At 35.6% G+C, this 24,801-nt stretch carries 24 protein-coding genes and 1 riboswitch; of the genes, 22 read left to right on the top strand and 2 right to left on the bottom strand.

Annotation, left to right across the window (positions count from 1 at the left end):
• Position 1 precedes the first annotated feature (1 nt).
• The 16 genes from hpaD to JUJ52_RS00785 all read left to right on the top strand — a co-directional run bounded on the left by hpaD (position 2) and on the right by JUJ52_RS00785 (position 14,504).
• The gene (gene hpaD / locus JUJ52_RS00860; RefSeq protein WP_026681705.1) at positions 2-982 is read left to right on the top strand and encodes a 3,4-dihydroxyphenylacetate 2,3-dioxygenase; all 981 of its coding nucleotides are present in this window, start codon (positions 2-4) and stop codon (positions 980-982) included.
• Positions 983-1,023: 41 nt separating this feature from the next.
• On the top strand, positions 1,024-1,944 hold the full coding sequence (gene hpaI / locus JUJ52_RS00855) for a 2,4-dihydroxyhept-2-ene-1,7-dioic acid aldolase (RefSeq protein ID WP_121604938.1): 921 nt from the start codon (positions 1,024-1,026) through the stop codon (positions 1,942-1,944).
• A gap of 157 nt (positions 1,945-2,101) precedes the next feature.
• Positions 2,102-2,890: a fumarylacetoacetate hydrolase family protein gene (locus JUJ52_RS00850; protein WP_121604939.1), complete on the top strand. Its 789-nt coding sequence runs from the start codon at positions 2,102-2,104 to the stop codon at positions 2,888-2,890.
• On the top strand, positions 2,887-3,648 hold the full coding sequence (locus tag JUJ52_RS00845; protein WP_205388443.1) for a fumarylacetoacetate hydrolase family protein: 762 nt from the start codon (positions 2,887-2,889) through the stop codon (positions 3,646-3,648). The genes JUJ52_RS00850 and JUJ52_RS00845 overlap by 4 nt, the downstream gene beginning before the upstream one ends.
• A 22-nt stretch (positions 3,649-3,670) precedes the next feature.
• The gene (locus JUJ52_RS00840; RefSeq protein WP_026681709.1) at positions 3,671-4,051 is read left to right on the top strand and encodes a 5-carboxymethyl-2-hydroxymuconate Delta-isomerase; all 381 of its coding nucleotides are present in this window, start codon (positions 3,671-3,673) and stop codon (positions 4,049-4,051) included.
• Positions 4,052-4,220: 169 nt separating this feature from the next.
• Positions 4,221-4,898, top strand: coding sequence for a GntR family transcriptional regulator (locus JUJ52_RS00835; RefSeq protein ID WP_026681710.1), 678 nt, complete (start codon positions 4,221-4,223; stop codon positions 4,896-4,898).
• A gap of 484 nt (positions 4,899-5,382) precedes the next feature.
• Positions 5,383-6,417, top strand: coding sequence for a TRAP transporter substrate-binding protein (locus JUJ52_RS00830; protein ID WP_226983502.1), 1,035 nt, complete (start codon positions 5,383-5,385; stop codon positions 6,415-6,417).
• Between the two features lie 15 nt (positions 6,418-6,432).
• The gene (locus tag JUJ52_RS00825; protein ID WP_205388445.1) at positions 6,433-6,921 is read left to right on the top strand and encodes a TRAP transporter small permease; all 489 of its coding nucleotides are present in this window, start codon (positions 6,433-6,435) and stop codon (positions 6,919-6,921) included.
• Positions 6,911-8,215 carry a TRAP transporter large permease gene (locus JUJ52_RS00820; RefSeq protein WP_205388446.1) on the top strand — a complete coding sequence of 435 codons (1,305 nt, stop codon included), beginning with the start codon at positions 6,911-6,913 and terminating at the stop codon, positions 8,213-8,215. Before JUJ52_RS00825 ends, JUJ52_RS00820 begins: the two co-directional genes overlap by 11 nt.
• 264 nt (positions 8,216-8,479) lie before the next feature.
• Positions 8,480-8,526: riboswitch (PreQ1 riboswitch) on the top strand.
• A gap of 86 nt (positions 8,527-8,612) precedes the next feature.
• Positions 8,613-9,278, top strand: a complete 666-nt coding sequence (gene queC / locus JUJ52_RS00815) for a 7-cyano-7-deazaguanine synthase QueC (protein WP_205388447.1) — start codon at positions 8,613-8,615, stop codon at positions 9,276-9,278.
• Complete coding sequence (locus JUJ52_RS00810; RefSeq protein WP_205388448.1) at positions 9,275-9,724, top strand: 6-pyruvoyl trahydropterin synthase family protein; 450 nt, start codon at positions 9,275-9,277, stop codon at positions 9,722-9,724. Before queC ends, JUJ52_RS00810 begins: the two co-directional genes overlap by 4 nt.
• Positions 9,705-10,427 (top strand): 7-carboxy-7-deazaguanine synthase QueE, encoded by a 723-nt coding sequence (gene queE / locus JUJ52_RS00805; RefSeq protein ID WP_121604945.1) that lies wholly within the window; start codon positions 9,705-9,707, stop codon positions 10,425-10,427. The genes JUJ52_RS00810 and queE overlap by 20 nt, the downstream gene beginning before the upstream one ends.
• A gap of 274 nt (positions 10,428-10,701) precedes the next feature.
• A complete protein-coding gene (locus tag JUJ52_RS00800; protein ID WP_205388449.1) occupies positions 10,702-10,896 on the top strand; it encodes a hypothetical protein in 195 nt (64 codons plus the stop codon).
• An 8-nt stretch (positions 10,897-10,904) separates the two neighbouring features.
• On the top strand, positions 10,905-12,077 hold the full coding sequence (gene rodA, locus JUJ52_RS00795) for a rod shape-determining protein RodA (protein ID WP_121604947.1): 1,173 nt from the start codon (positions 10,905-10,907) through the stop codon (positions 12,075-12,077).
• Positions 12,078-13,193, top strand: coding sequence for a putative lipid II flippase FtsW (ftsW, locus tag JUJ52_RS00790; protein ID WP_121604948.1), 1,116 nt, complete (start codon positions 12,078-12,080; stop codon positions 13,191-13,193).
• A gap of 132 nt (positions 13,194-13,325) precedes the next feature.
• Complete coding sequence (locus JUJ52_RS00785) at positions 13,326-14,504, top strand: hydroxymethylglutaryl-CoA synthase (RefSeq protein WP_026681720.1); 1,179 nt, start codon at positions 13,326-13,328, stop codon at positions 14,502-14,504.
• A gap of 760 nt (positions 14,505-15,264) precedes the next feature.
• On the opposite strand, the gene JUJ52_RS00780 is transcribed toward JUJ52_RS00785, so the two are convergent.
• Entirely contained in the window at positions 15,265-16,443 is a 1,179-nt protein-coding gene (locus tag JUJ52_RS00780; protein ID WP_121604949.1) for an MFS transporter, read from the bottom strand.
• 870 nt (positions 16,444-17,313) lie between these two features.
• Here JUJ52_RS00780 and JUJ52_RS00775 point away from each other — a divergent pair.
• From JUJ52_RS00775 to JUJ52_RS00755, 5 genes are all read left to right on the top strand, one after another.
• Positions 17,314-19,005 (top strand): peptide ABC transporter substrate-binding protein, encoded by a 1,692-nt coding sequence (locus JUJ52_RS00775; protein WP_121604950.1) that lies wholly within the window; start codon positions 17,314-17,316, stop codon positions 19,003-19,005.
• Between the two features lie 617 nt (positions 19,006-19,622).
• Positions 19,623-20,561: a ring-cleaving dioxygenase gene (locus JUJ52_RS00770; RefSeq protein WP_205388450.1), complete on the top strand. Its 939-nt coding sequence runs from the start codon at positions 19,623-19,625 to the stop codon at positions 20,559-20,561.
• Positions 20,562-20,869: 308 nt separating this feature from the next.
• Positions 20,870-21,025, top strand: a complete 156-nt coding sequence (locus tag JUJ52_RS00765; protein WP_161629274.1) for a hypothetical protein — start codon at positions 20,870-20,872, stop codon at positions 21,023-21,025.
• A 137-nt stretch (positions 21,026-21,162) separates the two neighbouring features.
• Complete coding sequence (locus JUJ52_RS00760) at positions 21,163-21,966, top strand: carbon-nitrogen family hydrolase (RefSeq protein ID WP_308035987.1); 804 nt, start codon at positions 21,163-21,165, stop codon at positions 21,964-21,966.
• Between the two features lie 28 nt (positions 21,967-21,994).
• Positions 21,995-22,186, top strand: coding sequence for a hypothetical protein (locus JUJ52_RS00755; RefSeq protein ID WP_026681725.1), 192 nt, complete (start codon positions 21,995-21,997; stop codon positions 22,184-22,186).
• A gap of 319 nt (positions 22,187-22,505) precedes the next feature.
• Here JUJ52_RS00755 and JUJ52_RS00750 read toward each other — a convergent pair whose 3' ends face one another.
• Positions 22,506-23,465: an LCP family protein gene (locus JUJ52_RS00750; protein ID WP_121605881.1), complete on the bottom strand. Its 960-nt coding sequence runs from the start codon at positions 23,463-23,465 to the stop codon at positions 22,506-22,508.
• Between the two features lie 342 nt (positions 23,466-23,807).
• Here JUJ52_RS00750 and JUJ52_RS00745 point away from each other — a divergent pair, with 342 nt between their 5' ends.
• Positions 23,808-24,440: a DUF1232 domain-containing protein gene (locus JUJ52_RS00745; RefSeq protein ID WP_026681727.1), complete on the top strand. Its 633-nt coding sequence runs from the start codon at positions 23,808-23,810 to the stop codon at positions 24,438-24,440.
• Positions 24,441-24,801 lie beyond the last annotated feature (361 nt).

The raw sequence follows: 24,801 nt of genomic DNA, 5'->3' as shown, positions 1-24,801 counted from the left end.
CATGAACTTTGATATTATTCGTTCAGGTCGTGCCATTTTACACGTAACCGATTTAAAAAAGTCTAAAGCTTTTTATGAAGCGCTCGGATTTATCGAGTCAGAAGCGGATGATGAGAATATTTTTTTCCGCGGGCTGGAAGAACACAATCATCACAGCCTCTGGTTAAGAAAGAAACCGGAGGCTGCTGTGGAAGCAATAAGCTATAAAGTTACCTCTGAAAAAGATCTCGATGAACTGGAGAAATTCTTTCTTAGCCAAGGCAATGATGCGAAGTGGTTAGAAAAAGGAACACAACGAGCACTTGGGCGTGCATTACGAGTTCAAGATATTTCTGGTTTACCATTAGAATTTTACGCAGAAATGGAGACGGTTGACCGCCTATTACAACGCTATGACCTGTATAAAGGTGCGAAAGTACAGCGGATTGATCATTTTAACTGTATGGTACCAAATGTGGAGCAAGCATATGACTTTTATATCAACCAACTTGGATTTATGTGTTCAGAATATACCGTTGGAGAAGAAGATAAAATATGGGCTGCTTGGCTACATCGTAAGCCATCCGTTCATGATGTTGCATTCATGAATGGGCAAGGACCACGGCTACATCACATTGGTTTTTGGCTAAAAGACCCAATGAGTTTAATAGATGGTTGTGATGTGCTTGCGGCTATGGGGTATGGACCAAATATTGAACGTGGGCCAGGTCGTCATGGATTATCCAATGCCTTCTTCTTGTACCTAAGAGATCCAGATGGTCATCGAATTGAATTATATAATGGAGATTATTTAACGAGTGACCCCGACTTCAAACCAATTAAGTGGGATTTAGATGATCCAATGCGACAAACATTTTGGGGACATGAAGCGCCGGACAGCTGGTTTGAAGAAGCGTCTAGAGTTTTGGATGTACAAACTGAGAGAAAATTGCCGCTACATGAACCGAAATTGAAAAAAAGAAAACCGCAATTTGTACTATAAGGTTAATTCAAATCGTTTAATGAAAAGAAAGGATGAGCAAAATGACCAAGACATATGAGGAAATAAAGCAGCGTTTAAGGGGGTCAATCACTCCAGTTATTACACCGTTCAAAGCTGATTTTTCAATTGATTACGATAAACAATCGGAACTGATTGAATATCAGTTGAACAATGGTACACATGCGATTTCTGTTACAGGTACATCAGGGGAACCAAGTTCACTGACCATTGAAGAACGGGTCAAAGTAATGGATAACGCGAAGAAAACAATTAATGGTCGAGTACCATTTGCACCAGGTACTGGCTCAACGAACCACGATGAAACCATGTATTTAACAAGAAAGGCACAAGAAATTGGTGCAGATGCAGCCATGGTTATTGTTCCATATTATAATAAACCGAATCAGCAAGCATTATATAAGCATTTCAAGACGGTAGCAGATTCGGTGGATATACCAATTATTGTATATAATATTCCGGGTCGCACTGCATTAAATATGGAAGTAGAAACATTAGCTAAATTAAATGAGGATTGTCCAAATATTGTGGGTGTTAAAGAATCAAATAAGGATTTTGAACATGTGAACAGAGTAATGCTTCGTTGTGGTAGAGACTTCCTATTATATTCAGGTATTGAATTACTTTGTTATCCGATGTTGACTATTGGTGGTGCAGGATCAATCAGTGCAACAGCTAATGTAGAACCAGCAAAGGTAGCGGAGATGCATGATGCATGGACAATGGGGGATGTGAAGCGTGCACAAGACTTGCATTTTGAATTAATGAAATTAAATGATGTCCTATTTAAAGATACAAACCCTGCACCAGTAAAGACAGCTTTAGGGATGATGGGGAAAATCGAACCCGTATTACGACTGCCGATGGATTTACCTTCAAAATCGCTTCAAAACGAAATTCGTGAAACCTTGGTTGAATACGGGAAACTTTTACAGCCCACTTAAGGAGAACAACATAAGAGCAAAAGTAAGCTAGTCAATGGGCAATGAGGCTTATGGGTATATTTTTTCATAGTACTTCGAGCTTAAGCAATAATCTTTTGTAACAGGATTGGGTATTGCTTAAGCTTGGTATATAGCTCAGAAAAAAGGATGATGAATCATGAAGACCGTTCGCTTAAAGATGTCAGGTATACAGCATTATAGGGAAGCCAAGGTCGATGTTGAAAATGGGAAAATCGAAATTGCTGGAACATCGTATAAGCAAGAGGAGGTTTCGTATGATATCCCTGTGTCTGGAACAGTTTACGGTACGTTATTAAACTATCAGGGCGAATACAAACAACTAGAAAAGGCTATGTATGAAGCACCATATCTAGCCCCTCCCAAAGCACCGATTTTATATATTAAACCTGTCAATACATTTGCTTCTGCAGGATCGATGATTGTCCTACCTGAGGACATTTCAGAACTAGAGATGGGTGCAGCCTTAGGTGTTGTAATAGGTAAATCAGCAACCAAGGTTAATGAAGTCGAAGCATTATCGTACGTAGAAGGATATACGATTGTAAATGATGTTACTATTCCACATGATAGTGTTTATCGACCAGCTATTAAAGAAAAGGCTCGCGATGGTTTTTGTCCAATTGGACCCTGGGTTGTAACACGTGACTCTGTAGATAGCCCTAATGATTTACAGATTCGAGTAAGGATTAATGGTGTGTTGAAACAAGAAAATAATACGAAAAATCTTATTCGTTCCGTTGAGAAACTAATTGCTGATGTGACCGCGTTTATGACATTAGCAAAAGGGGATGTGCTATTAGTTGGCATACCAGAAGACCCACCTGTTGCCAGAATAAATGATGTTGTACAGATTGAAATTAACAAGATAGGTATATTAGAAAATACGATAACTACCGAAGAAGCACTAGTAGGAGGGAGAGCATGAAGCATGCACGAATTGCTTATCAGGGACTTGTCCATGAAGCAGTTGTTACAGAGGATGGTATCCAACTAAATGATGGAAGAATGGTAAGCGAAGATCAGGCAGTGTGGCTGCCTCCAGTTAAGCCAAATACAATTTTTACATTAGGTTTGAATTATGCCGATCATGCGAAGGAATTATCGTTTTCTCCAACTCAAAAAGACCCACTTGTATTCTTTAAAGGTCCAAATACACTAATTGGTCACAAAGCCAGCACCATGCGTCCAAGTGATGTTGCATTTATGCATTATGAATGTGAATTAGCGGTCGTCATTGGCAAGGAAGCGAAACAGATAAGAAAAGAAGTTGCATATGATTATGTTAAAGGATACACAATTGCAAATGATTACGCGTTACGTGATTACTTAGAGAATTATTACCGGCCAAACTTAAGAGTGAAAAATCGTGACGGTTGTACACCAATAGGACCATGGTATGTAGATAAAGCCGATGTGAAGGATCCTATGAATTTAGCATTGCGTACATACGTCAATGGAGAAAAAACACAAGAAGGATCAACTGCTGATATGCTTTTAGGAATTCCAGAGTTAATTGAATACTTAAGTGGATTTATGACCCTGTTCCCAGGAGACATTATTTTAACCGGCACCCCAAAGGGCTCCATAGATACAGCAGTAGGAGATGAAGTAGTAACCGAGATAGAAGAAATCGGTCGTCTTGTCAATACAATAGTTGGGGAGGAAGCCTTTCTATCTAATTAATATGGCGAAAGGAGAAGAGCTTGTGCCACATGTAATCATTGAATACACAGATAATTTAAAAGCGGCGAGTATCCCAAAATTATTGAAAACAATAAATACCACACTACTTAACCATCAAGATATCATTCCGATTGGTGGACTTCGTTCCAGAGCTATTGAATTGAGTGATTATCTTGTCGCTGATGGTACTCAAGATGACGCTTTTGTACATGCTACGTTAAAAATAGGAAAAGGACGAACGGAAGAAGAAAAAAAGCGATTAGGTGATGATTTGTTTCGTGCCATCGAACAGCATTTTTCTACGATCTATAAAGATCGTTATCTTGCATTATCTATGGAAATCTATGAATTTATCTCTCCTACGTATAAATTAAATAATATTCATCAGCGCTATAAAAAATAGTATTGGAGAAAGTTCAAAATAGTTACTAGCACAAAGCGATCAAATATTTATGCCAAATAGCTGGGAAAGGCCTGCCACCAATTGATGTTATCCTAAAGGGTAACCTGTTGAAGAGGAGGTATGTAACCATTTTGACATCATATATAATATAGTATATGATTAATCCACTATGGAAAATAAAACAATTACTAAAAAACAAAAAGCTTATGATTATATGAAATCAAGAATTATTGAAGGGTACTATGCACCTGGTCAACGCATTGTCATTAATCAATTAGTAAAAGAACTATCTACAAGTGCAATTCCAATACGAGAAGCTGTACGGCAATTAGAAGCAGAGGGATTAATTGATTATCAGAACAATATTGGACCGGTAGTTACGCCAATTGATAAAAACGAGTATTTAGATACGATTTCCGTATTAGCAGTTATGGAAGGATATGCGACTGCATTGAGTAACCAACAGGGCTTCTCAGAAGAGAAAATAACGGAGTTATCAACGAAAAATCAACAAATGAAAGAGGCTATTGAAGCATTTGATTTTCAGGCTTTCGGAAGATTAAATCGGCAGTTTCATGATTTAATCTATACCCATTGTGAAAATAGATTTTTGGTTGAGGAAATTCGCAAATCTTGGAGAAAGTTAGACTCAATACGGAGAACAGGTTCTGCATTTCATCCTAAACGTGCTTTTGCTTCTATTCAAGAGCATCAACAACTCATAGATTTACTTCGTAGAAAAGCTGATTTTGAAACGGTTGAAAAGGTAGCTCGTATGCATAAATTAAATACAAAGGAAGCATTTAAACATCAACGTAACCAAATCCATGGAGATGCCTTTATATAATATGCAAGGTGTTATTGGATCGATTTTTTTGCTGGTAATTATACACGATGGCAATGCTTATGGGAACAGATAAGGTGGAGTATGTACTTGTTCACAAGATGAAAACCGTGCTTGTAAAAAAGGCTCATATTCCTGTTATGTAAGTAGGGAGCTGACGAATACAGACAGCTCCTTTTACATAGTCTAGGAAATTAAAAAATTAGCCCATGTCGATAAATATGGGCGTGTCAAGCCGGGTCCAGGTTCAGCGCTCAGAAACGAGGTGACTTCATGAATTGCTCTACAATAAGTCATCATCGGTTCGTAAGCACACCGTGATTCCTTATCTCCGTTGACTCGCCAGTCGTTACGTTTCTAATCGAAAGAGAAAAAATTCTGATAATTCACAATTGACATTATATATGATCTTATATATAATTTTGTATACCAAATGGAAGCGTTATCAAAAGGATGATGGCTGAATTTATTCCTTGGAGGGAAAATGATGTTTGATAAGCTTGGATATTTTATTGGGATTATTGTATTGCTTTTACTAACAGCTTGTTCTGAAGGAATAGCTTCCACTGGATCACAACATAATTTAATTATTTCTCATTTTTTACCCGGGAGTCATCCGGTTCAGACTCAGGTGTTACAAGGTATAGGTAATGAAATAGAAAAAAAGACAGATGGAGACATAATCTATGAATTATATCCCTCCAATGCATTGGGAGTGGCAGGATCACAATATGATATGGCTGTTACGGGAGAAGCAGATATTGCATTAAGCGTTCATGGATATTCTCCTGGGAGGTTTCCATTGATGTCTGTTATGGAACTACCTTTTTTGGCGGAAACAGCTGTCCATGGTTCGGAAATAATAGCAAATCTCTATGAAGAATTTCCAAGTATTCAGGAGGAGCATGCTGATACGATACCATTATTTTTATTTACCGCAGAACCTGCTCAGTTAATTACGAAAAATCACCGTATTGAATCACCTGAAGATGTAAAAGGTTTACGTGTTCGATCTCCATCTCCGTTAGCTAATGATATTTTGGAAGCATTAGGAGCTGTACCTGTATCTATGCCAATGGGAGATGTTTATGAGTCACTAGAGCGAGGTGTTATCGATGGAGCGATGGTTCCTTTGGAAGCGCTTTATAATTATCGTCTACATGAAATAGCGGCTTATATCACAATTGGCAACTTCTCTGCAACTCCTTTCTTTTCGGTAATGAATAAGGAAGCATATTATCGTTTTACAGATTCGGAAAAACAGGTCATAAATGAAGCTACAGGAATAGAAGCGTCTATAGAAAGTGGAAGTGTTTTTGATGTAGACGGTCAGACAGGAAGGAAATTAGCAAAAGAAAATGGAGCAGAGGTAATTGATTTAACAGAGGAGCAATTAATTCCATGGAGAAAGGCATTGGACCCAATTGTTCAAGCATGGATAAATGACATGGAAAATAGGGGCTATCCCGGTCAACATATTTATGATCGAGCATTTCAATTAAAAGCGGAGCTAAAGAAGTAGAAAGAAGGTGATTAGATGGACAGCATAATGAAGCAATTAAGTAGAGTCATTCATTATATTGCTCAAGTCATTCTATTATTGATGGCGATCTTGATTACATTAGATGTACTCAGTAGATGGATTCTTAAAGCTCCTATCACGGGTACGGTCGACTTTACGGAGCTAGGTCTATCACTTGTCATCTTCTTAAGCCTAGCTTACACACATGTCAGAGAGGGACATATTACAATTGACTTTGTAATTGAGCGATTCTCAACTCGTATACAGTGGATATTTGAATCTGTCATTAATTTGTTAATCACGGGTTTAATGCTACTTGTAGCATGGAGTACCTGTGAATATGCAATTCGTCTCTTTTACGCTCATACGGTAACAGGTGATTTACGTATTCCACTTTTTCCGATCGCTATGTTAGCAGTTATAGGGACAATATTATTCGCGCTAACCGCATTTCTGCATGCTATTCATTATTTGCAAAAGGTGGTTCATTCAAATGAGTCCTGAAATAATCGGTTTTATTAGTATTATTGCATTGATTGTCTTGTTATTACTAAAGGTTCCCGTAGGTATTTCTCTTTTATTTGTAGGCTTGACAGGTACAACATTAATAAGAGGTTGGGATGTGGCATTTGCTCAGCTCGGTAGGACTCCATTTGACACGGCGAGTTCCTATTCGTTAAGTGTTATTCCATTATTTATTTTGATGGGCATGATTCTTTCATACACGGGATTGGGAAAGGATTTATACAAAGCTGTAGACAGTTGGGTTGGTCATCTTCGGGGAGGATTAGCAATGGCCACCATTGGTACTGCAGCCATTTTTTCTTCCATTTCTGGTTCACTTAATGCGACAACTGCAACCGTTTCTAAAATTTCACTTCCTGAAATGGAAAAATTTAAATATCAACCGAGTCTATCGACAGCTTGTGTAGCAGCAGGTGGTACACTTGGAATATTAATTCCGCCAAGTGTGATCTTAATTTTATATGGAATTCAAACAAGGGAAGCAATTGGGGCATTATTAATAGCAGGTATTATTCCTGGTGTCATTCAGGTCATTATCTTTATGATTATTATTGCAATTCTTGTTCGGCGTAATTCAACATTAGCACCTGCGAGATCTGAACAAGCAACAATTCGTGAGAAATTACTTACATTAAAAAATGTTTGGCCATTTTTAGGCTTATTCTTAATTAGTATTGGTGGAATCTACTTAGGTATTTTTACACCAACCGAAGCTGCGGGTGTAGGAGCAATGGGTGCAATTATTTTCGCTTTTTTATCTAGAAGACTTGACTGGAATAAACTAAAGCAATCATTTAATGAATCGTTACGGTTAACTGCCTATATCTTTTTAATACTTATCGGAGCTACATTATTTAGTCAGTTTCTCACAATTAGCAGACTACCTGTGAAGCTTACTTCCTTTGTGAGTGGGTTAGAACTTAACGCATATGTAATTCTGATCTTAATATTAATTGTATTATTTATATTAGGATGTTTTATCGAAGGCTTATCCTTAATCGTTTTAACGCTTCCAATTATTTATCCGATTATTATGGAACTTGGATTTGATGGTGTCTGGTTTGGAATTATTATGGTGATGGCAATCAATATAGGATCATTAACACCCCCGTTAGGAATTAGTATCTTTGTTATTAAAGGAGTCGCGACTAATATTCCAGTACAGACAATTTTCCGAGGAGCTGTGCCTATGATCATTGGGATGATCATTTGCATCGTATTGTTAATCGTATTTCCGCAAATAGTAACGATATTACCTAGCTTAATGAAATAAAATATATTAAAGATCTTCTAAAATGCAAAAGTATTGCTATACATATATCCCTTCGTTGAAAATAACCGATCATTGCTTACGGAAAATTAAAAGCTCTAAATTCTTCAGAAGTGGGCATTGCTTTATAGCCGAACTTCTGTGACTTATACAAATAGTAATGAACCTATTCAAGCTACATTTATAGTGAAAGAAAGAAGTATCTTTCATAATTAGTTTATGAATGGTAAACTAGAGCTGCAACTTAATTAAGAAATCTGTAAAAATACAGGAGAGGTTCGCAATTCCATCCCTCTATAAAAAACTAAGGAGACCAAAACAACACCCTTCTTAGTGTTGTTTTTTTGATGGGAAATGCTAGTTAACGAACACTCTTCTTTGTCGAGGAGGAGAAGCGTCGATGAACGACCAAAAAGCGATAGTTGTATTCAGTGGAGGCCAGGACAGTACTACTTGTTTGTTTTGGGCGCTGAGAAAGTTTGAACATGTAGAAGCAGTAACATTTCAATATGGTCAGCGCCATATCGAAGAATTACAAGTTGCGAGAAATATTTGTGAACACTTGGAAGTTACACATCATCTGTTGGATATGAGTTTGTTAAATCAGTTAGCACCAAATGCGTTAACTCGAAAAGATATCGAGATAACAGAAAATGAGGGAGAGCTACCATCTACCTTTGTCCCTGGAAGAAACCTTATGTTTTTATCGTTCGCAGCAATTTTAGCTAAGCAAATAGATGCCAAACATTTAGTAACTGGTGTCTGTGAAACGGATTTTAGTGGTTACCCAGATTGTCGGGATATTTTTATTAAATCACTGAATGTAACAATAAATTTAGCAATGGATGAACAATTTGTTTTGCATACACCGCTTATGTGGTTGGATAAAGCAGGGGTGTGGGAGTTAAGTGACCAGCTAGCGGCTTTTTCATTTGTGAAAAATAATACGTTGACCTGCTATAACGGAATCAAAGGCAGTGGATGTGGGGAATGTCCGGCATGTAAATTAAGAAAAAATGGGTTAGAAAAATATGAAGCTAATCGGAAGAGGGAGCAAGCAAAATGATACAACAAATCTATCCTGTTCCACATCATAACTATTCCTATGAAATTAACAAAGACTTTCATTTTGCAGCAGCACATTATATTCCACATCAAGACACTGGGAGATGTCAGTCCATGCACGGACATACATATTTTACAAATATTACGATTGTTGGTGAAACACTTAACCACACAGGATTTTTAGTTAATTTTAAAGAAATAAAGGATTTGATTCATAAACGCTTTGATCATGGTGTTATGAATGAAGATATTGCTTTTTCAAATGTGTGTCCTAATACCTTTCCAACAACAGAAATTGTTGCTCGGACGATTTATGAATTAGTACAGGAATATTTAGATGGTTTTTCGCATTCTCCGCGTTGTATCCAAGTGTATTTACGGGAAACGCCTTCTAGTTATTGTGTTTATCGTCCAAAGGAGAATATAGATGAAAATACCAGTAATTGAAATATTTGGACCGACCATTCAAGGGGAAGGAATGGTTATTGGAAGAAAGACCATGTTTATACGAACTGCTGGTTGCGATTATTCCTGTTCATGGTGTGATTCAACATTTACATGGGACGGATCAGAGAAACATCTCATTCAAATGATGGAAGCAGAGGAAATAATGCAAACCTTATATCAAAAGGGTGGAGATCAATTCGGCCATGTAACGATTTCAGGTGGCAACCCAGCGTTACTTAGCCAATTGAGTCGCTTGATTGATTTACTCCATCACGAACAAATAAAAGTTGCTATTGAGACACAGGGAAGTAGATGGCAATCGTGGTTTACTAAAATTGATGATCTAACGTTATCACCAAAGCCTCCTAGCTCAGGGATGAAAACCAATTATCAAACGTTAGATTTTATAATTGATTCGTTACAACATCGACAAAAAGGAGAATATAGCTTAAAAATTGTGATATTTGATGAGGGTGACTTAACATACGCTGAACAGATTCATAAAAGGTATCCTCAGGCTAAATTATTTCTTCAAGTAGGAAATGATGAAATTGGTATGGAAAGTTCAGATAAATTGATGGAGCACTTACTTCAGAAATACGAAGCGCTTATTGAACGTGTAATGACAAACAACATCTTAAAAGATGTGCGGGTGCTCCCTCAATTACATACCTTTCTCTGGGGGAATAAACGCGGTGTATAAGAACACGATGGAGATGAGATATATCTTATCCTAAAGCCTTCACTTTTAAAGAAAAATGATAGGGAAAAATTATAAATATGTAAAATATTTTTACAACCAAAAAGCCGAACTAGATTCAAATGAGAGCGGGTAAAACGTTTCGAATCTAGTTCGGCTTTCTCTTTGGCTAAATTCTTATCTCAAATTCTATATTGATGACTTATTGTCATTTTCGTTGACATTATGTCATCATGAAGATAAGCTAAATGAAGATACGCTTGGGAGGAATAAATTCATGGCAGCGGACAATTGCAATTTTCGGCATGGTCATTATTTTCATGATCAATTTCTATCAGTTAGCCCATTTAGTAAAATGTCAACAATGGATAAGGTTACTATGTTAACTATTTTGAATGGGAAGCGACAGGGAGCATCAATCATTTACTGGTGTTTAGGAGAATACATAAACTCTATTATCTATGAAAGGTAACTAAATTCATGAAGGACACTACGTTTAGCCGTATACGTTTTTTAATTATTATCTTAATCTGTTTATTTTTATTTAGTCTGGTGGCTGTGTATAGTGGGTCTGGTCAGTATGCAGTGGCAGATGAGTTTTACTTTGTAAAACGACAATTGTTTTGGTATATAGTTGGATTTCTTATGTTGATCATGGTTGCTTGGTTTGACTATGAATTACTAGAAAAATGGGCTTTTCCAATGTACCTTATTGGGGTTTTGATGTTAGTCTATGTCCAATTGTTCGGTACAGTAAAAAATGGTTCTCAGCGATGGATAGATTTGGGGATCTTTCAGTTACAACCCTCTGAGTTTATGAAACTATTTTTAATTCTTTATATTGCTGTTCTTTTAAAGAAGGCTGGTAGTAAACGTCTATCATTCATTGCTAGTATTCCAGTTGTATTAAAGGTTTCCATCGCAACGGTAATACCATTATTTTTCGTATTAATGCAACCAGATTTAGGTTCGGGCTTAATGATCGTAGCCTCTACATTGACGTTTTTATTTGTCTCCCATATTTCTACAGCTATGCTTTTATTGTTAACCGTTAGCTTAATTGCTTTAATTATTCTACTAATAACCTTATACTATTTGAATTTTGAGTTGTTTTCTCGTTTTTTTCAAGATCATCAATTATCTAGAATTTATGGTTGGTTGAATCCGAATGAATTTGCATCCGATTATGGTTATCAATTAAAGCAGGCTATCCTAGGTATTGGTTCTGGGCAATTAACAGGAAACGGGTTTAACCAGGGTGTGCAAGTCCAAAATGGGCAAATTCCAGAAGCGCACACTGATTTTATCTTTACGGTTATCGGTGAGGAATTTGGATTTATAGGTGCAAGTATATTGCTATTGTTGTATTTTCTACTAATTTACCAAATTATGATGACTTCATTTCATTCAGGTAGCTTGTTTGGTGTTTATCTTTGTATTGGTATTAGTGGGTTAATGGCATTTCAAATTTTCCAAAATATTGCTATGACAGTTGGTTTGATGCCAATAACGGGTATTGCACTTCCTTTTCTCAGCTATGGTGGTAGTGCTTTATTAACTAATTTAATTGCATTAGGAATAATAGCTAGTATCCGAATCAGATCTAATCGTCGCTATGTATTTGGAAAAAATGTATTGACACAAGGTGATTAAATGAAAGAAAAAATACAGCAAATGGATTATCTCTTATTAATAACTGTTCTTTTGTTATCGGCATTTGGTTTAGTAATGGTATATAGTGCTAGTTATCCGATTGGGTATGAAGTTTATCATAATAGTACTCATTTTTTTGTTAGACAGTTTCTTTGGGTGTTAATTGGTTTCTTATTCTTGATAGTCACCGTACTTATACCACTGCATCGGATAAATAGAATGGTTCCATTGCTAGTTATATCATCTATATTTTTTTTAGTTCTTGTATTAATTCCTGGTATTGGAATAGAAAGGAATTATGCACAAAGATGGATTTCAATAGGTAGATTTGTCTTTCAACCAACAGAAGCTATCAAAGTTTCAATGGTTATATATTTTGCCTATATATATGCGAGAAAACAATCGTATATTCACAAGTTTGGCAAAGGTGTTCTTCCACCTCTTCTGCTATTAGCAACTGTATTTATGCTTATCTTATTACAGCCAGATCTTGGAACAGCCTCTCTAATTCTATTTTCCTGTGGAATTATTGTATTCTGTTCTAGAGTTAGATTTATACATTTAGTCGCGCTAGGTACTATTGCGATCTTAGGTGTAAGTTATTTTGCATACACATCACCGTATCGGTTGCAACGCTTAACATCTTTTCAACAGCCATTTGAAACCGCTGCTACTGATGGGTATCAACTCATAAACTCCTATATCGCAATAGCAGCAGGAGGAATAACTGGTAATGGACTAGGGAATAGTGTTCAAAAATTAGGTTATCTACCTGAAGCTCACACGGATTTTATTATGGCAATTATAGTAGAAGAGCTCGGCATAGTAGGTTTAATTATAGTGCTAGCAGCTTATTTAATGATTTTCTATAGAGGCATTCATATAGCTTTTCAACAGAGACATATGTTTCCCAAATTATTAGCTCTGGGCTTGACATTTCAAATAATTATTCAAGCTATATTAAATCTTGGAGCAGTTTCTGGAATGTTACCAGTTACAGGGATTACGCTTCCTTTTATAAGTTATGGGGGTTCTTCTTTGCTGTTTATGCTAATTTCTGTTGGAATATTAATTAATATATCTACATTAAAATATGAAACCGTTAATACACGATGATTGTTTTTGTAGTTAGATTATATTATCATTTATGGTGTTGGTAATAATAAAGGAAACGATTGTGAAGAGAATCACTAATGTAACGAATACGATGGTTATAAAAATGACATTAGTTAGTAAAGGAGTAGAACATTGAAGATAGGTATAGACAAAATAGGGTTTTACACACCACATTTATATGTAGATATGAATAAATTAGCTGTGGCTAGAGACGTGGAGCCAGAAAAATTTACGATTGGAATTGGTCAGGAAAAGATGGCTGTTGCTCCAATTACACAAGATTCAGTGACAATGGCTGCTAATGCAGCTTGGAATATACTAGATGATAAAGATAAGGAAAACATCGATTTTATTATATTCGGTACAGAATCTGGAATTGATAATTCAAAAGCAGCAGGTGTGTATATTCACGAATTACTCGGATTAAACCAACATGCACGAACAATTGAGGTAAAGCAAGCCTGTTACGGAGCTACTGCTGGAATACAGTTAGCAAAAGGTCATATCGCCTTAAATCCAGATAGTAAGGTGTTAGTGTTGGCATCTGATATTGCTAGATATGGATTGAATACTGGTGGTGAGGCTACCCAGGGTGCAGGTGCAGTTGCAATAGTGGTTAGTGCTGATCCGGCGATTCTTGCGTTAGAGGACAAAAGCGCATATTTAACATCTGAAGTAATGGACTTTTGGCGCCCAGTATATTCGGATACAGCTATGGTAGATGGAAAGCTTTCTAATGAAAAATATATTTCTTTCTTCGAAGAAGTATGGGAAGATTATAAGAAAAAATCATTATTGACGTTAGCTGACTTTGCAGCCATTTGCTTCCATTTACCATATACAAAGATGGGTTTAAAAGCATTACGTACGATATATGAGGAAGGAACAACAGAAGATAAAGAACGTCTTTTAGAAAACCTGGAATACAGTAAGCTGTATAATAAGCATGTTGGTAATATTTATACCGGTTCTTTGTATTTAAGTTTCCTTTCACTGCTTGAGCAGAATAAAGGCTTAGAAGCAGGTTCGAGAATCGGATTGTTTAGTTATGGATCAGGAGCTGTTGGTGAATTCTTTACAGGGATAATACAGCCGAATTTTCGTGAACATTTACTAATAGATCAACATGATCATCTACTATCATCAAGAAAAGAGCTATCTGTTGAAGCATACGAAGAAGTTTTTAACAATACGTTACCGACAGATGGTTCTAGTTTAGAATTAGACATCACTGCCGACCCTGCCAATATCACTTTAGCTGGTATAAACAAGCATATTCGTCATTACGTAAACAAAACGAATCACAAGTGAATATAATGATAAATCGGATTACTATAAGAAATCAGAAGCTTGTAGAGAAACTTTTTTGTTTCTTTGCAAGCTTTTTTATAGTCTAGGAAATTACACTAGCGTTGCATAAAAAATAACTGTAGAAGTTAATGAATATATTTTTGATCTCAATCAATTTGAACGATTTTTCTGATATTGGTTATATTTTATTTATGAAAAAGACAATAGGGCTATTATTTTTTTATATTGCAAAGCGTTACATCAAACCCCTTATAAACCTTCTGTATCAAGGTTTTGCTTGTTTTCAAGAACGTAGGATAAAGTAAGTTAATGAATCTAATTGGGGTACATTTGGGGGAAGATAGGGAACAAACAATGTACGTGGGTAGATATTATATGAGAGAGGACTTGAACCTCTCTCTTCCTATTTATATATTCTGTTAGAGAATTAATTTCCCTGCATTTATTTTTCTTTAACGTTTTTCTAAATGGTCTTTTAATCCACTGTAAATAAAACTGATACGAGACCCAACTTAGCAAAATTTTTCAACCGCATTTATTGCGGTTTTTGTTGCAAAAAAACCTAAATGGAGTTATTCAAAATACTTTGGTTTTCTATAGTTAAAGCACCCGTTACTTTAAGTACGATATTTCACATAATTCAATTAAAAATGCTTACTCTTATAATCGTATAATGGGTTCAGTCAACATTTTGTGAATTCTGTACGCTAAGGAAAATATCAACTAAAAAGACCTCTATTAACTAGAAGTGGATTTGCTATTATATCAATTTTATATATTTTTTAGACCTTTTCTTTTCATTTGAAAAATCCTTATAGACTAAAACTGCAACAAAAATAAAACTTAGACTAACAATCCTGAAGATCATCTCTAAACTAATCCATTCAGCTAAGATTCCTAATATAAATGCGCTGACTCCAACACCAATGTCAAAACTGGAAAGAAAGGTTGCGTTGGCAGCGCCACTTTTTTCTTCACTTACCTTTTGAACAGTCCATGTTTGTAAACATGGCATAACAGTTCCATAACCTGCACCAAATAAAATCGCTGCAATAATAAGATAAAGATTATTTGTCGTATATGATAGCAACACAAGTGACAAAAAACCTAGAATTGCTGAAACAATGATGATAGACCAAGGTCCTTTTTTGTCATACCATTTTCCTGTAAAAGGACGTAGTAAAGTGGAGACAGTCGCATTGATAAGGAAAAATAGAAAAATATGATCTAGTCCCTTTTGTTTTCCAAAAAGAACCAAAAAAGTAATAATTGCTCCAAAACCAAGTGTTGTAATGACCGTCAGTAATGCTGGGAACCACACGTCTTTCTCGAAAATCGCTTCAAAAAATTGAAATGATTGTTTCTCATGTTTAACAGGAGTAGGTGAATATACAAAATAAAGCGCAATTACTGCCAAAAGACTGAGTACTACTGATGACCAAATTAAAATATTGAAAGAAAAAGAGTCATAGATAAGGATACCTACACTTGGTGCAATGATAGCCCCAACCGTTGTTGAAATAGAAAAATACCCTATCCCTTCTCCTAATCGTGTATTGGAAATTAAATCGACTACCATTGTACTATTGGCTGTGGTTGATACTCCCCACGCTGCGCCATGGAAAAGTCGTAACAATAGCAAAAGCCAAATAATATTAAGAAAAGGATATAGCATTGTAATAATCATTAAAGCGGCACTTGCAATAATGGCAAGACTTTTCCGTTGGTTATCAATTAAATAGTAGCCTATAAAAGGTCTGAATAGAACAGCGCCTAGTGTAAATAATGTTGTCATTAGACCTACTTGAATGGAAGATGCATTCATGCTTAACAAATAGGCTGGTAAAATAGGTAACAACATCTCAAACCCTATAAAAACTAAAAAGTTACTTATAAATAAGAATATAAATGATTTAGTAAAGATTTTTTGCTTTTTCATATTATTATCCCTCGCTTCTAATTATTATTCTAAATTAGAAGCGCTTGGAACACTGAAACATTTCTATATTGCCTAAGCCTTTTAAACAATTTTCTCACCCTTTCTAAACTTCTGGTTCCACACAAATTATTGCAACAGTTTTTTTCGTTATTTGGTAGTTCCTTATCTGGTCTTTTTACACTTTTTTATGAATTCATCCAACAAGAGGATGAATACACATATACAACACAATTCTTCTCTTGTATATGCAAAAAAGACACCATATAAAAACCGGCGTCTAGTTACTAATTAGTATTTAATCAAAATGCACAAACAATTTAACAGTTTCTACAGTTCTAAAATAAAAAGACAAAAAGCTTCCGGTATCTGGTTTCTATATGAAGTTTGCTTAAAAAAGGACAGACTGATCCCGTTAAAAGTATATCTCCTAGATGTAAATATGACTTTACTTCTGTTGCAATTCTTCTGAAAACAGTTTCCATGACTTTTTGCCTCCCTTTCTTAATATTAGAAAATAATTTTATTCATTTTAATATATATTGATAAAAAAAGCAAATCCATCTGAGGATACGTTATTGGCATTACAAATCATTTTCAATTATAATTAATCCTTCTTCCAATAACCTGCCAGCTTCATGTTACGTCTTTTTTTCGTTACTCTTGGTGAAAATTCTCAAACATTATTATAAGTTGTTTAGAAATTCTACCAGCTGAATTAATGTAATTTTGTGTTTTGATAGTTTATTATTAATTATCATAAATAAATTAATTTTCTAAAAAATACTTTACAACTTTCTTAAGTTAAAGGTATAATTCTTAGTAAGTTTTACTAGCTTCTGCATCACTAGGAAAATAAAAGGGGGCTTTATTATGAGGCTAAGAAGCTGGATATTATTCCTTGTATTTGGTCTATTAATCAGCGTAATTGTTGCCTGCTCCGGTGAGAGTGAGGATGCATCGACATCTGAAGGGGAAACAGATGAGGCAACAGCAGATACGAATGAAGAAAAAGAAGGAGAAAAGGTATTAAGTTTTATTAACCCCGAAGCAATCCCGTCAATGGACCCTTCACTTGCAACTGATGAATCATCTTTTATATATTTAGCAGCCACGACGGAGGGGCTTTATCGATTAGATGAGAATGCGCAACCCGTAGAAGGGATCGCAACTGACCATGAAGTAAGTGACGATGGACTTACCTGGACGTTTACTTTACGAGAGGATACAGTTTGGGAAAATGGAGACCCTGTTACTGCCCATGATTTTGTTTATTCATGGCAGCGGGCTGTTAATCCAGAAACCGGATCAGAATATGGTCCATATATGATGAATGGTGTCATAAAGAATGCAACTGCAATTAGTTCTGGAGACAAGCCTATTGAAGAGTTGGGTGTTAAAGCTGATGGAGATTATACACTAGTAGTAGAACTAGAGAATCCTACAGCATACTTTGAATCTTTAACAACATTCGGTACCTTTTTGCCATTAAACCAGAAGTTTGTTGAAGAGCAAGGTGATAATTTTGCTACTAGTTCCGATACACTTTTAGCTAATGGACCATATAAAATAGCGAATTGGAAAAGTACTAGTAGTTCTTGGGAGCTTGAAAAAAATGAAGATTATTGGGATGCCGATACTGTGAAAATGGATAAAATTAACTTTGAAGTGGTAAAAGATCCTCAAACGTCTGTTGATTTATATGAATCAGGAAAGATTGATCGTGTTGATCTAACTTCAGATTTAGTTGATCAATATAGTACAAATGATGATTATGTCATTACTCCTGATACATTCGTTTACTTCATTAAATTTAATCAAACGACAACGGATGCTACTGCAAATGTAAATATTCGAAAGGCAATCAGTAAAGCATTCAACAAACAAGCGCTTGTTGACGAAATTTTAAATAATGGATCCATTGTTGCTAATGGTCTGGTTCCAGCTGATTTCACGCCAATGCCTGAAACTGGTGAAGACTTCAGAGAAGTTAATGGAGACCTTGTGACGTATGATATTGAAGAAGCGAAGAAATTATGGGAAAAAGGTTTAGAAGAGATTGGTAAAGATTCTGTTGAACTTGAACTGTTAACAGACGATGATGAAACAACAAAGTTAATGGTTGAGTATATTGCTAATCAGCTTTCTACAAACTTACCAGGTCTTAACGTTACGTTAAAGCAAGTACCTAAAGAGCAGCGGCTTGATCTGGATACAAGCATGAATTATGAAATTCAAGTTTCTAGATGGGGTCCAGATTTCCTTGATCCATTCACGTATATGAATCTTTGGACAACAGATAGTGGCAATAATATGATGGGGTATTCTAATGAAGAATACGATAACTTAGTGAATGCAACTACTTCCTCCTTAGCTACAGATAATGTAGCTCGTTATGAGAACTTTTTAGAGGCTGAGAAAATCCTTTTTGAGGACGCAGCTATTGCGCCGATTTATCAGGCTTCGAGAGCACAGCTTGTTTCTCCGAAAGTAAAAGGTGTTTTTGTGAATCCGTTTGGAGCAACATATGAATACAAATGGGCTGATGTAGGATCCGCTGAATAATTTAATGTACATGTATTAGGAGAGTCTGGGACAAAACACAACTTTTTTACTCAAAATACGAATAATCATGTTATCAATATCAGTATCATCGCCGCACCGTGAAAATATACGCTCTTTCCGCGGGCACGGCTTCAGCTAACTTGGTAAAGAAAAACACGTTACCACGTGGATCTTCGGACTCGTGCTGTTCCCGCCGGAGTCTCGCTTATTTCAGGTGCTAAATGAATGACTTTAATCAAAAAACGAACGATAATTAATTTATGATGATTATCGTTCGTTTTTTACTGTTTCTTCATTTTTTTGTGATAAAGAATTTAAAATATAGAAGAATACCCCTCTCACCCATAGCATTTTCACTCAGCCCATACAGTATAACCGTTAAGTGACTAAGTTTGGAGTTCTAAATTGCCTTACCTTGTGCTGCGGTGCTTTTAAGCAGACCAATTATCGCTTCATTGAGCCTATTACATAATAGGATTTGATTCCTGTAAATGTTTAGCTAGTCAATTACTTGAATAATATAGTGTTAGGTTGACAAACTAAGCATAAATCGCTATTATTGTATTTAATTAATAATACTTTAATTAAATATAATTCATCAAAGGAAGTGTATAGTTGTGAAAAGAACAGCGGGAATTCACCATATTTCAGCAATTGTTGGCCATCCGCAGGAGAATGTAGATTTTTATGCAAGTATATTGGGGTTGCGACTTGTGAAGAAAACGATCAACTTTGATGATCCGGGTACGTATCATCTTTACTTTGGAAATAAAGAGGGAAAGCCAGGAACAATCATTACTTTTTTTCCATGGACCAATGCCTTTCCAGGTAAAATTGGTGATGGTCAAGTAGGTGTCACCTCGTATGCTATTCCACTGGGGGCGATGGATTTTTGGCAGGAACGATTTAGAGGTTTTGGCATCCAGTTCACAATGGAAAAGCGTTTTAGAGAAACGTATTTACGTTTTAAAGACCCCCATGGTCTACAATTAGAGCTTGTAGAGCGAGAAAACGGTGACCGGAATAATTGGACTTTTGGTAACATAACTCCTGAAGCGGCAATTAAAGGTTTTGCTGGAGTAACGTTATTTTCTTCGCAACCTGAAAAAACAGCGCAGGTACTAGAAGAAATAATGGGATTAGAGCGAATGGAAGAAGAAGAGGACCTTATTCGTTTTCGGTCTTTTGGGGATATTGGAAATATGATTGATTTAAAAACTACATCTGCTGGGCGTGGACAAATGGGAGTTGGAACAGTTCATCATATAGCTTGGCGTGCTGAAAATGATGCCGACCAATTAGATTGGCAAACATATGTTAGGGAGAGTGGTTATAGTGTAACAGCAGTTAAAGATCGAAATTATTTTAACGCAATATACTTTAAAGAACATGGTAATATATTATTTGAAATTGCTACAGACCCTCCTGGATTTTCCCATGATGAATCATTAGCGACGTTAGGGGCAGCATTAAAATTACCAGAGCAATATGAGATTTATCGTGGGAAATTAGAAAAAACATTATTTCCTATTAAAATTAGGGAATTGGATCAATAATAATAAATTTGGAGGGGGGTAGCGTAGGAGTGCTTTCTTTGAATCCAATACATTTAATTGGTAGTGTGGTACCGCGATCGATGGCATTTGAGACTGAAGACAGTACTATTCATGGAGCACCATCAGCTTTTTTAATATCGTATCGTAACATCCTCCAACCATTTCACAATCTTTTCAGCGCAAAGAGGATAGAATACAAAAGGATAATGTTAGAAATATTTTACAATCCAAAGCATTTGTAGTTCATATCGTAAATGAACAAATGTCAAGTAGACTAGAACATAGGGTGGTCATCTATCGGCAGGATTATGTGTTATCATGAAGATGGAGACAACTATAAGCAAGGGAGAATTAACCATACAGCATTAGGGGTAGTAGCATTAGGGGTAGTAAGTCGCTTTGCTGGTTCCATCACTAAGTTAGGTAATCGTTTTTCGATATCTGCCACAATAGAATGTAATTAAGTGAAGGTAGTCTTATAGAAACTGCTTTCGCTTTTCAATAATTTGAATATTGATAATTATGATAATTGTGATGTATGATACATAGTGGTGAAAAGCATAAAGGGCTAGAAGTAAAAAACGATGTTGGAGGGATAAGAATGATATTGAAATATGCTATCTATCAGATGGATATTGTCCCTGGTAACCCGTCCAAAAATCGAGCTAAAGTAAAAGAGTGGATGAAAAGAGAAGTAGCTAAAAATAAACCAGATGTTGTTGTGTTACCAGAAATGTGGACAACTGCTTATACACTACCATCATTAGATGAACAAGCAGATATAGGTGGTGAGCCAACAAAAGGTTTCTTACAAAACTTAGCGCTATCGCTAAATGTAAACATCATTGGGGGCTCAGTTGCAAATAAAGTGAATGATTGCTTCTATAATACGTCCTTCATTATTGATCGTAATGGAGTTGTTGTGTATCAATACAATAAGGTCCACTTAGTTCCTATGCTAGATGAGCATAAGTACTTAACAGGTGGTCAAAAGCCCCCAACAGTGTTTGAACTTGAAGGAGTAAAGATGGGTGTAATTATATGTTATGACTTGCGTTTTCCGGAGGTCATTCGTTCTTTAGCGCTTGAGGGAGTCGAAATTCTTCATGTCGTTGCAGAGTGGCCAGAGGCTAGGGCTGCTCATTGGAGAATCCTCCAATTGGCGAGAGCTATTGAAAATCAGATGTACGTTGTTTCTGCAAACAGAGTAGGAGAATATAATAATATTCTATTTTGTGGTAAGTCGATGGTAATCGATCCTTGGGGAGAAATAGTAGTGGAGGGTTCAAGGTATTCCGAGGACTCATTCTGCACACAAATTGATGCATCAACAGTTCCTCAAGTTAGAAAAGATATACCTGTTTTTGAAAGTAGAGTACCACACTTGTATAAAAAGTTGTTTTAGCACGGAAAATTAAAAGGGGAGGGTGGAAATGTTTCAAAAGATGAAAGATCCGTTGAAAAAATGGATGAATTCTAAGGTGATACAGGTGATTGGAAATATCGTTCTAATACTTATTGTACTCATGCTGTTTATAGTGGTTGGAACATTCGTTTACTTAGTAATCGCAGATCTATTATATAATGAATCTGCAATCAACGAAATTGTAAGTGATTACATATGATTTATTTTTTGTCTTAATAGATTATGTATGAATAGTAAAACAGATTAAGAAGCAAGCCTAGGTAAGGTTGAGTGTTGAATATTCCTGTATTAAGCAACAATAATTTTTGTCGTTACGTCCTATTCAATTTACTAAGGGGTGGAAAATACGAGTAAAAAATGAAAGGGTTTTCTGGAAATATGGATGCTGAAGTCGTGCCCGGAAAAATGAGTGTTTTCTTGATGAGCGATGATAGAGCCCGTTTTAAAAACGGAACTGTGTAGCTCTCTCACTTACACAGTCCCGTGTCTAGTCTATATTATCGTAAATTAGCTCGGACTTATTTATAATCGCTTTCTAAAAACGCTTTTAAAGCTTGCTTATTTTTTTCAAGATCGATGTTTAACACCGCTCCAGCATCTACATGTAAATTTGTATAAGAATTTTCGGTAGGGATGCGTAAGGTTTCTACTCCTTCGTTGGAATGTGTAAGTAAACCTTTACCTATCGAATATAAAATTTGTGTATTTACATTCGTATCTATATAAGCGTTGGTAGCTCCTAATATTTTTGGAAGTTTAACTAATTGATTGATCCTCAATGCTTGATCTTTTAATTTTGACAATACTTCTTGCTGACGCTCTACTCGACCGAAGTCATTTTGACTATCTTTTCGAAAGCGAACATAGCCTAATAATTGATCACCATGCAAAATTTGTTCGCCAGGATGCAGTGTCATGCCGATACCTTTAGACATTTCTTTTTCAATATTTACTTTTATCCCATCAGGTGCAACTAAATCTATAATTTTAGGAAAACCATTAAAATCGACGGTTGCATAGTAGTTAATATTAATATCAAAATTATGTTTAATGGTTTTTCTTAATAACTCTGGACCCCCGAAAGAGTAAGCTGCATTTAATTTTTGCATTCCATAACCAGGAATTTCAACGTATGTATCACGCATTAAGGATACAATTTTTATTTGATGTGTATGCTGGTTGTAATAACCAATCATCAATGTATCGGATCTACCTTTTTCTTCTCCTCGAGCATCGGTTCCTATTAAAAGTACTTTTATTTCTCCAAATTGTACTTCCTCTCCTTCAAATGGCTCAACAGTCGTATTGGCTACTCCTTTATTCATTGATAACCCCTGATTATATTGATATACACAGTAAATAATGATCATTGTAGTTAATAATGTTATCGATAAAATCAGTTTTCGATTTCGTTTCTTCCGTAATTTTTTTCTTTTAACTTGGTTATTGGCTGCTTTACCCAAATTTCTCACCTTCATCATCTGTATTGTACTAGTAAAACGTACTTATGCTTTCCTCTCTTGATAGTATAGTTGATATTACTAAAAGCTTCTTTTACAACTTACTCCCTTTATATGGAATTAAATATGATATAATTATTTTCCAATATACAGATGTGTTGATTTTTTGTCAACATTCTTTATAGATGGAGATGTCTTGGAGATAGAATGTAATTGAACTATATTAAGTGTTATTAAGAAATGGATTGTATTTTTGATAAATAACACATCATAATATGTTGACTTAAATACAACGTTTTTGACAAAATTATAATGAAGGTATAAAGTAAAAAAGAGTTTTATAGATGAGGAGTAGTGACAATGTCTCTAAATGAAAATGATACGTTAGGTTCTTTAGTAAAGGAACTCTTGCATAAAAAATCATTATCTATGCGTAAATTCAGTAAATTGACTTCCATCGATGTAGCGACGATATCGCGAATTGTTAATGGAAAGCGACGTGCTAACTTAAATCATTTACAAGTATTTGCTCAAGTATTGGACGTTCCGATTGTAAATTTGATGCGAGCTGCTGGTTATGAAATCGAAAAGAATGTAACTGATGATGCTAATGAAACGATACGACAAATGCAAAAAGTTATAGAAAAATCGGATATCCATCAAGAGGAATTTACCCTTGATTTGTTAGAGCAACGGTTATCTTCTTATCAACAATACTCTAGAACGGATGAAGGGGAAGAAATCATACGTAAGGAATTTAAAGAAAAAGTGAAAAAGGTAGCAGGTGTTGGACCATACATCCAACAGCTTCAGGATATATTTACGAAATTTACATTACGTAAGGGGAACGCAAAGGAACTAGCTGTAATGGGTGGTGTGTTAATCTATTTTATCTTAACGATGGACTTAGTGCCTGATTACCTATTTCCAATCGGCTTTATTGATGATGCGATTGCTGTTCAAACTGCAACCCAGCTTTTATCGCAAAAATAATAGGAGCGATGCATATAAAATGAAGCGTGTAGGTACTTTTTCAAATCATTTCAGGGTATTTATTTCTATTGTGTAAACCAAGTATTTTGGTATATGTTTGATTTTGAAGTCCTGGGGAAAAGAGCTTCCTTGAAATTGTCTGTTGAAGTATCTTCACAGCAGCCGATGACGATGCGTATACAGTAGTAAAATTAAATGAATCCAGCCAAATCGCTTTAAACCAAAGAAATTGAAAGAGCTGAATTAATGATAATAGAAAGTGAACAAAACACGGTGCTTGGAGTAGCAGAAATATAAAGTACGATTTGTATGTAATTTAGAGTATTCTATGATACTAGGTTAAACAGCAGTCGTTATATTA

This window comes from Virgibacillus sp. AGTR (assembly GCF_016919725.2).
Taxonomy (GTDB): domain Bacteria; phylum Bacillota; class Bacilli; order Bacillales; family Amphibacillaceae; genus Virgibacillus; species Virgibacillus salarius.
This window is presented reverse-complemented; position numbering and strand designations above follow the sequence as displayed.

What these genes read in the sequence shown, in the direction of transcription:
- hpaD (WP_026681705.1), top strand. Translation starts at nt 2, where the DNA reads ATGAACTTTGATATTATTCGTTCAGGTCGTGCCATTTTACACGTAACC.
- hpaI (WP_121604938.1), top strand. Translation starts at nt 1,024, where the DNA reads ATGACCAAGACATATGAGGAAATAAAGCAGCGTTTAAGGGGGTCAATC.
- JUJ52_RS00850 (WP_121604939.1), top strand. Translation starts at nt 2,102, where the DNA reads ATGAAGACCGTTCGCTTAAAGATGTCAGGTATACAGCATTATAGGGAA.
- JUJ52_RS00845 (WP_205388443.1), top strand. Translation starts at nt 2,887, where the DNA reads ATGAAGCATGCACGAATTGCTTATCAGGGACTTGTCCATGAAGCAGTT.
- JUJ52_RS00835 (WP_026681710.1), top strand. Translation starts at nt 4,221, where the DNA reads ATGGAAAATAAAACAATTACTAAAAAACAAAAAGCTTATGATTATATG.
- JUJ52_RS00830 (WP_226983502.1), top strand. Translation starts at nt 5,383, where the DNA reads ATGTTTGATAAGCTTGGATATTTTATTGGGATTATTGTATTGCTTTTA.
- JUJ52_RS00825 (WP_205388445.1), top strand. Translation starts at nt 6,433, where the DNA reads ATGGACAGCATAATGAAGCAATTAAGTAGAGTCATTCATTATATTGCT.
- JUJ52_RS00820 (WP_205388446.1), top strand. Translation starts at nt 6,911, where the DNA reads ATGAGTCCTGAAATAATCGGTTTTATTAGTATTATTGCATTGATTGTC.
- queC (WP_205388447.1), top strand. Translation starts at nt 8,613, where the DNA reads ATGAACGACCAAAAAGCGATAGTTGTATTCAGTGGAGGCCAGGACAGT.
- JUJ52_RS00810 (WP_205388448.1), top strand. Translation starts at nt 9,275, where the DNA reads ATGATACAACAAATCTATCCTGTTCCACATCATAACTATTCCTATGAA.
- queE (WP_121604945.1), top strand. Translation starts at nt 9,705, where the DNA reads ATGAAAATACCAGTAATTGAAATATTTGGACCGACCATTCAAGGGGAA.
- JUJ52_RS00800 (WP_205388449.1), top strand. Translation starts at nt 10,702, where the DNA reads ATGGCAGCGGACAATTGCAATTTTCGGCATGGTCATTATTTTCATGAT.
- rodA (WP_121604947.1), top strand. Translation starts at nt 10,905, where the DNA reads ATGAAGGACACTACGTTTAGCCGTATACGTTTTTTAATTATTATCTTA.
- ftsW (WP_121604948.1), top strand. Translation starts at nt 12,078, where the DNA reads ATGAAAGAAAAAATACAGCAAATGGATTATCTCTTATTAATAACTGTT.
- JUJ52_RS00780 (WP_121604949.1), bottom strand. Translation starts at nt 16,443, where the DNA reads ATGAAAAAGCAAAAAATCTTTACTAAATCATTTATATTCTTATTTATA.
- JUJ52_RS00775 (WP_121604950.1), top strand. Translation starts at nt 17,314, where the DNA reads ATGAGGCTAAGAAGCTGGATATTATTCCTTGTATTTGGTCTATTAATC.
- JUJ52_RS00765 (WP_161629274.1), top strand. Translation starts at nt 20,870, where the DNA reads ATGTGTTATCATGAAGATGGAGACAACTATAAGCAAGGGAGAATTAAC.
- JUJ52_RS00760 (WP_308035987.1), top strand. Translation starts at nt 21,163, where the DNA reads ATGATATTGAAATATGCTATCTATCAGATGGATATTGTCCCTGGTAAC.
- JUJ52_RS00755 (WP_026681725.1), top strand. Translation starts at nt 21,995, where the DNA reads ATGTTTCAAAAGATGAAAGATCCGTTGAAAAAATGGATGAATTCTAAG.
- JUJ52_RS00750 (WP_121605881.1), bottom strand. Translation starts at nt 23,465, where the DNA reads ATGAAGGTGAGAAATTTGGGTAAAGCAGCCAATAACCAAGTTAAAAGA.
- JUJ52_RS00745 (WP_026681727.1), top strand. Translation starts at nt 23,808, where the DNA reads ATGTCTCTAAATGAAAATGATACGTTAGGTTCTTTAGTAAAGGAACTC.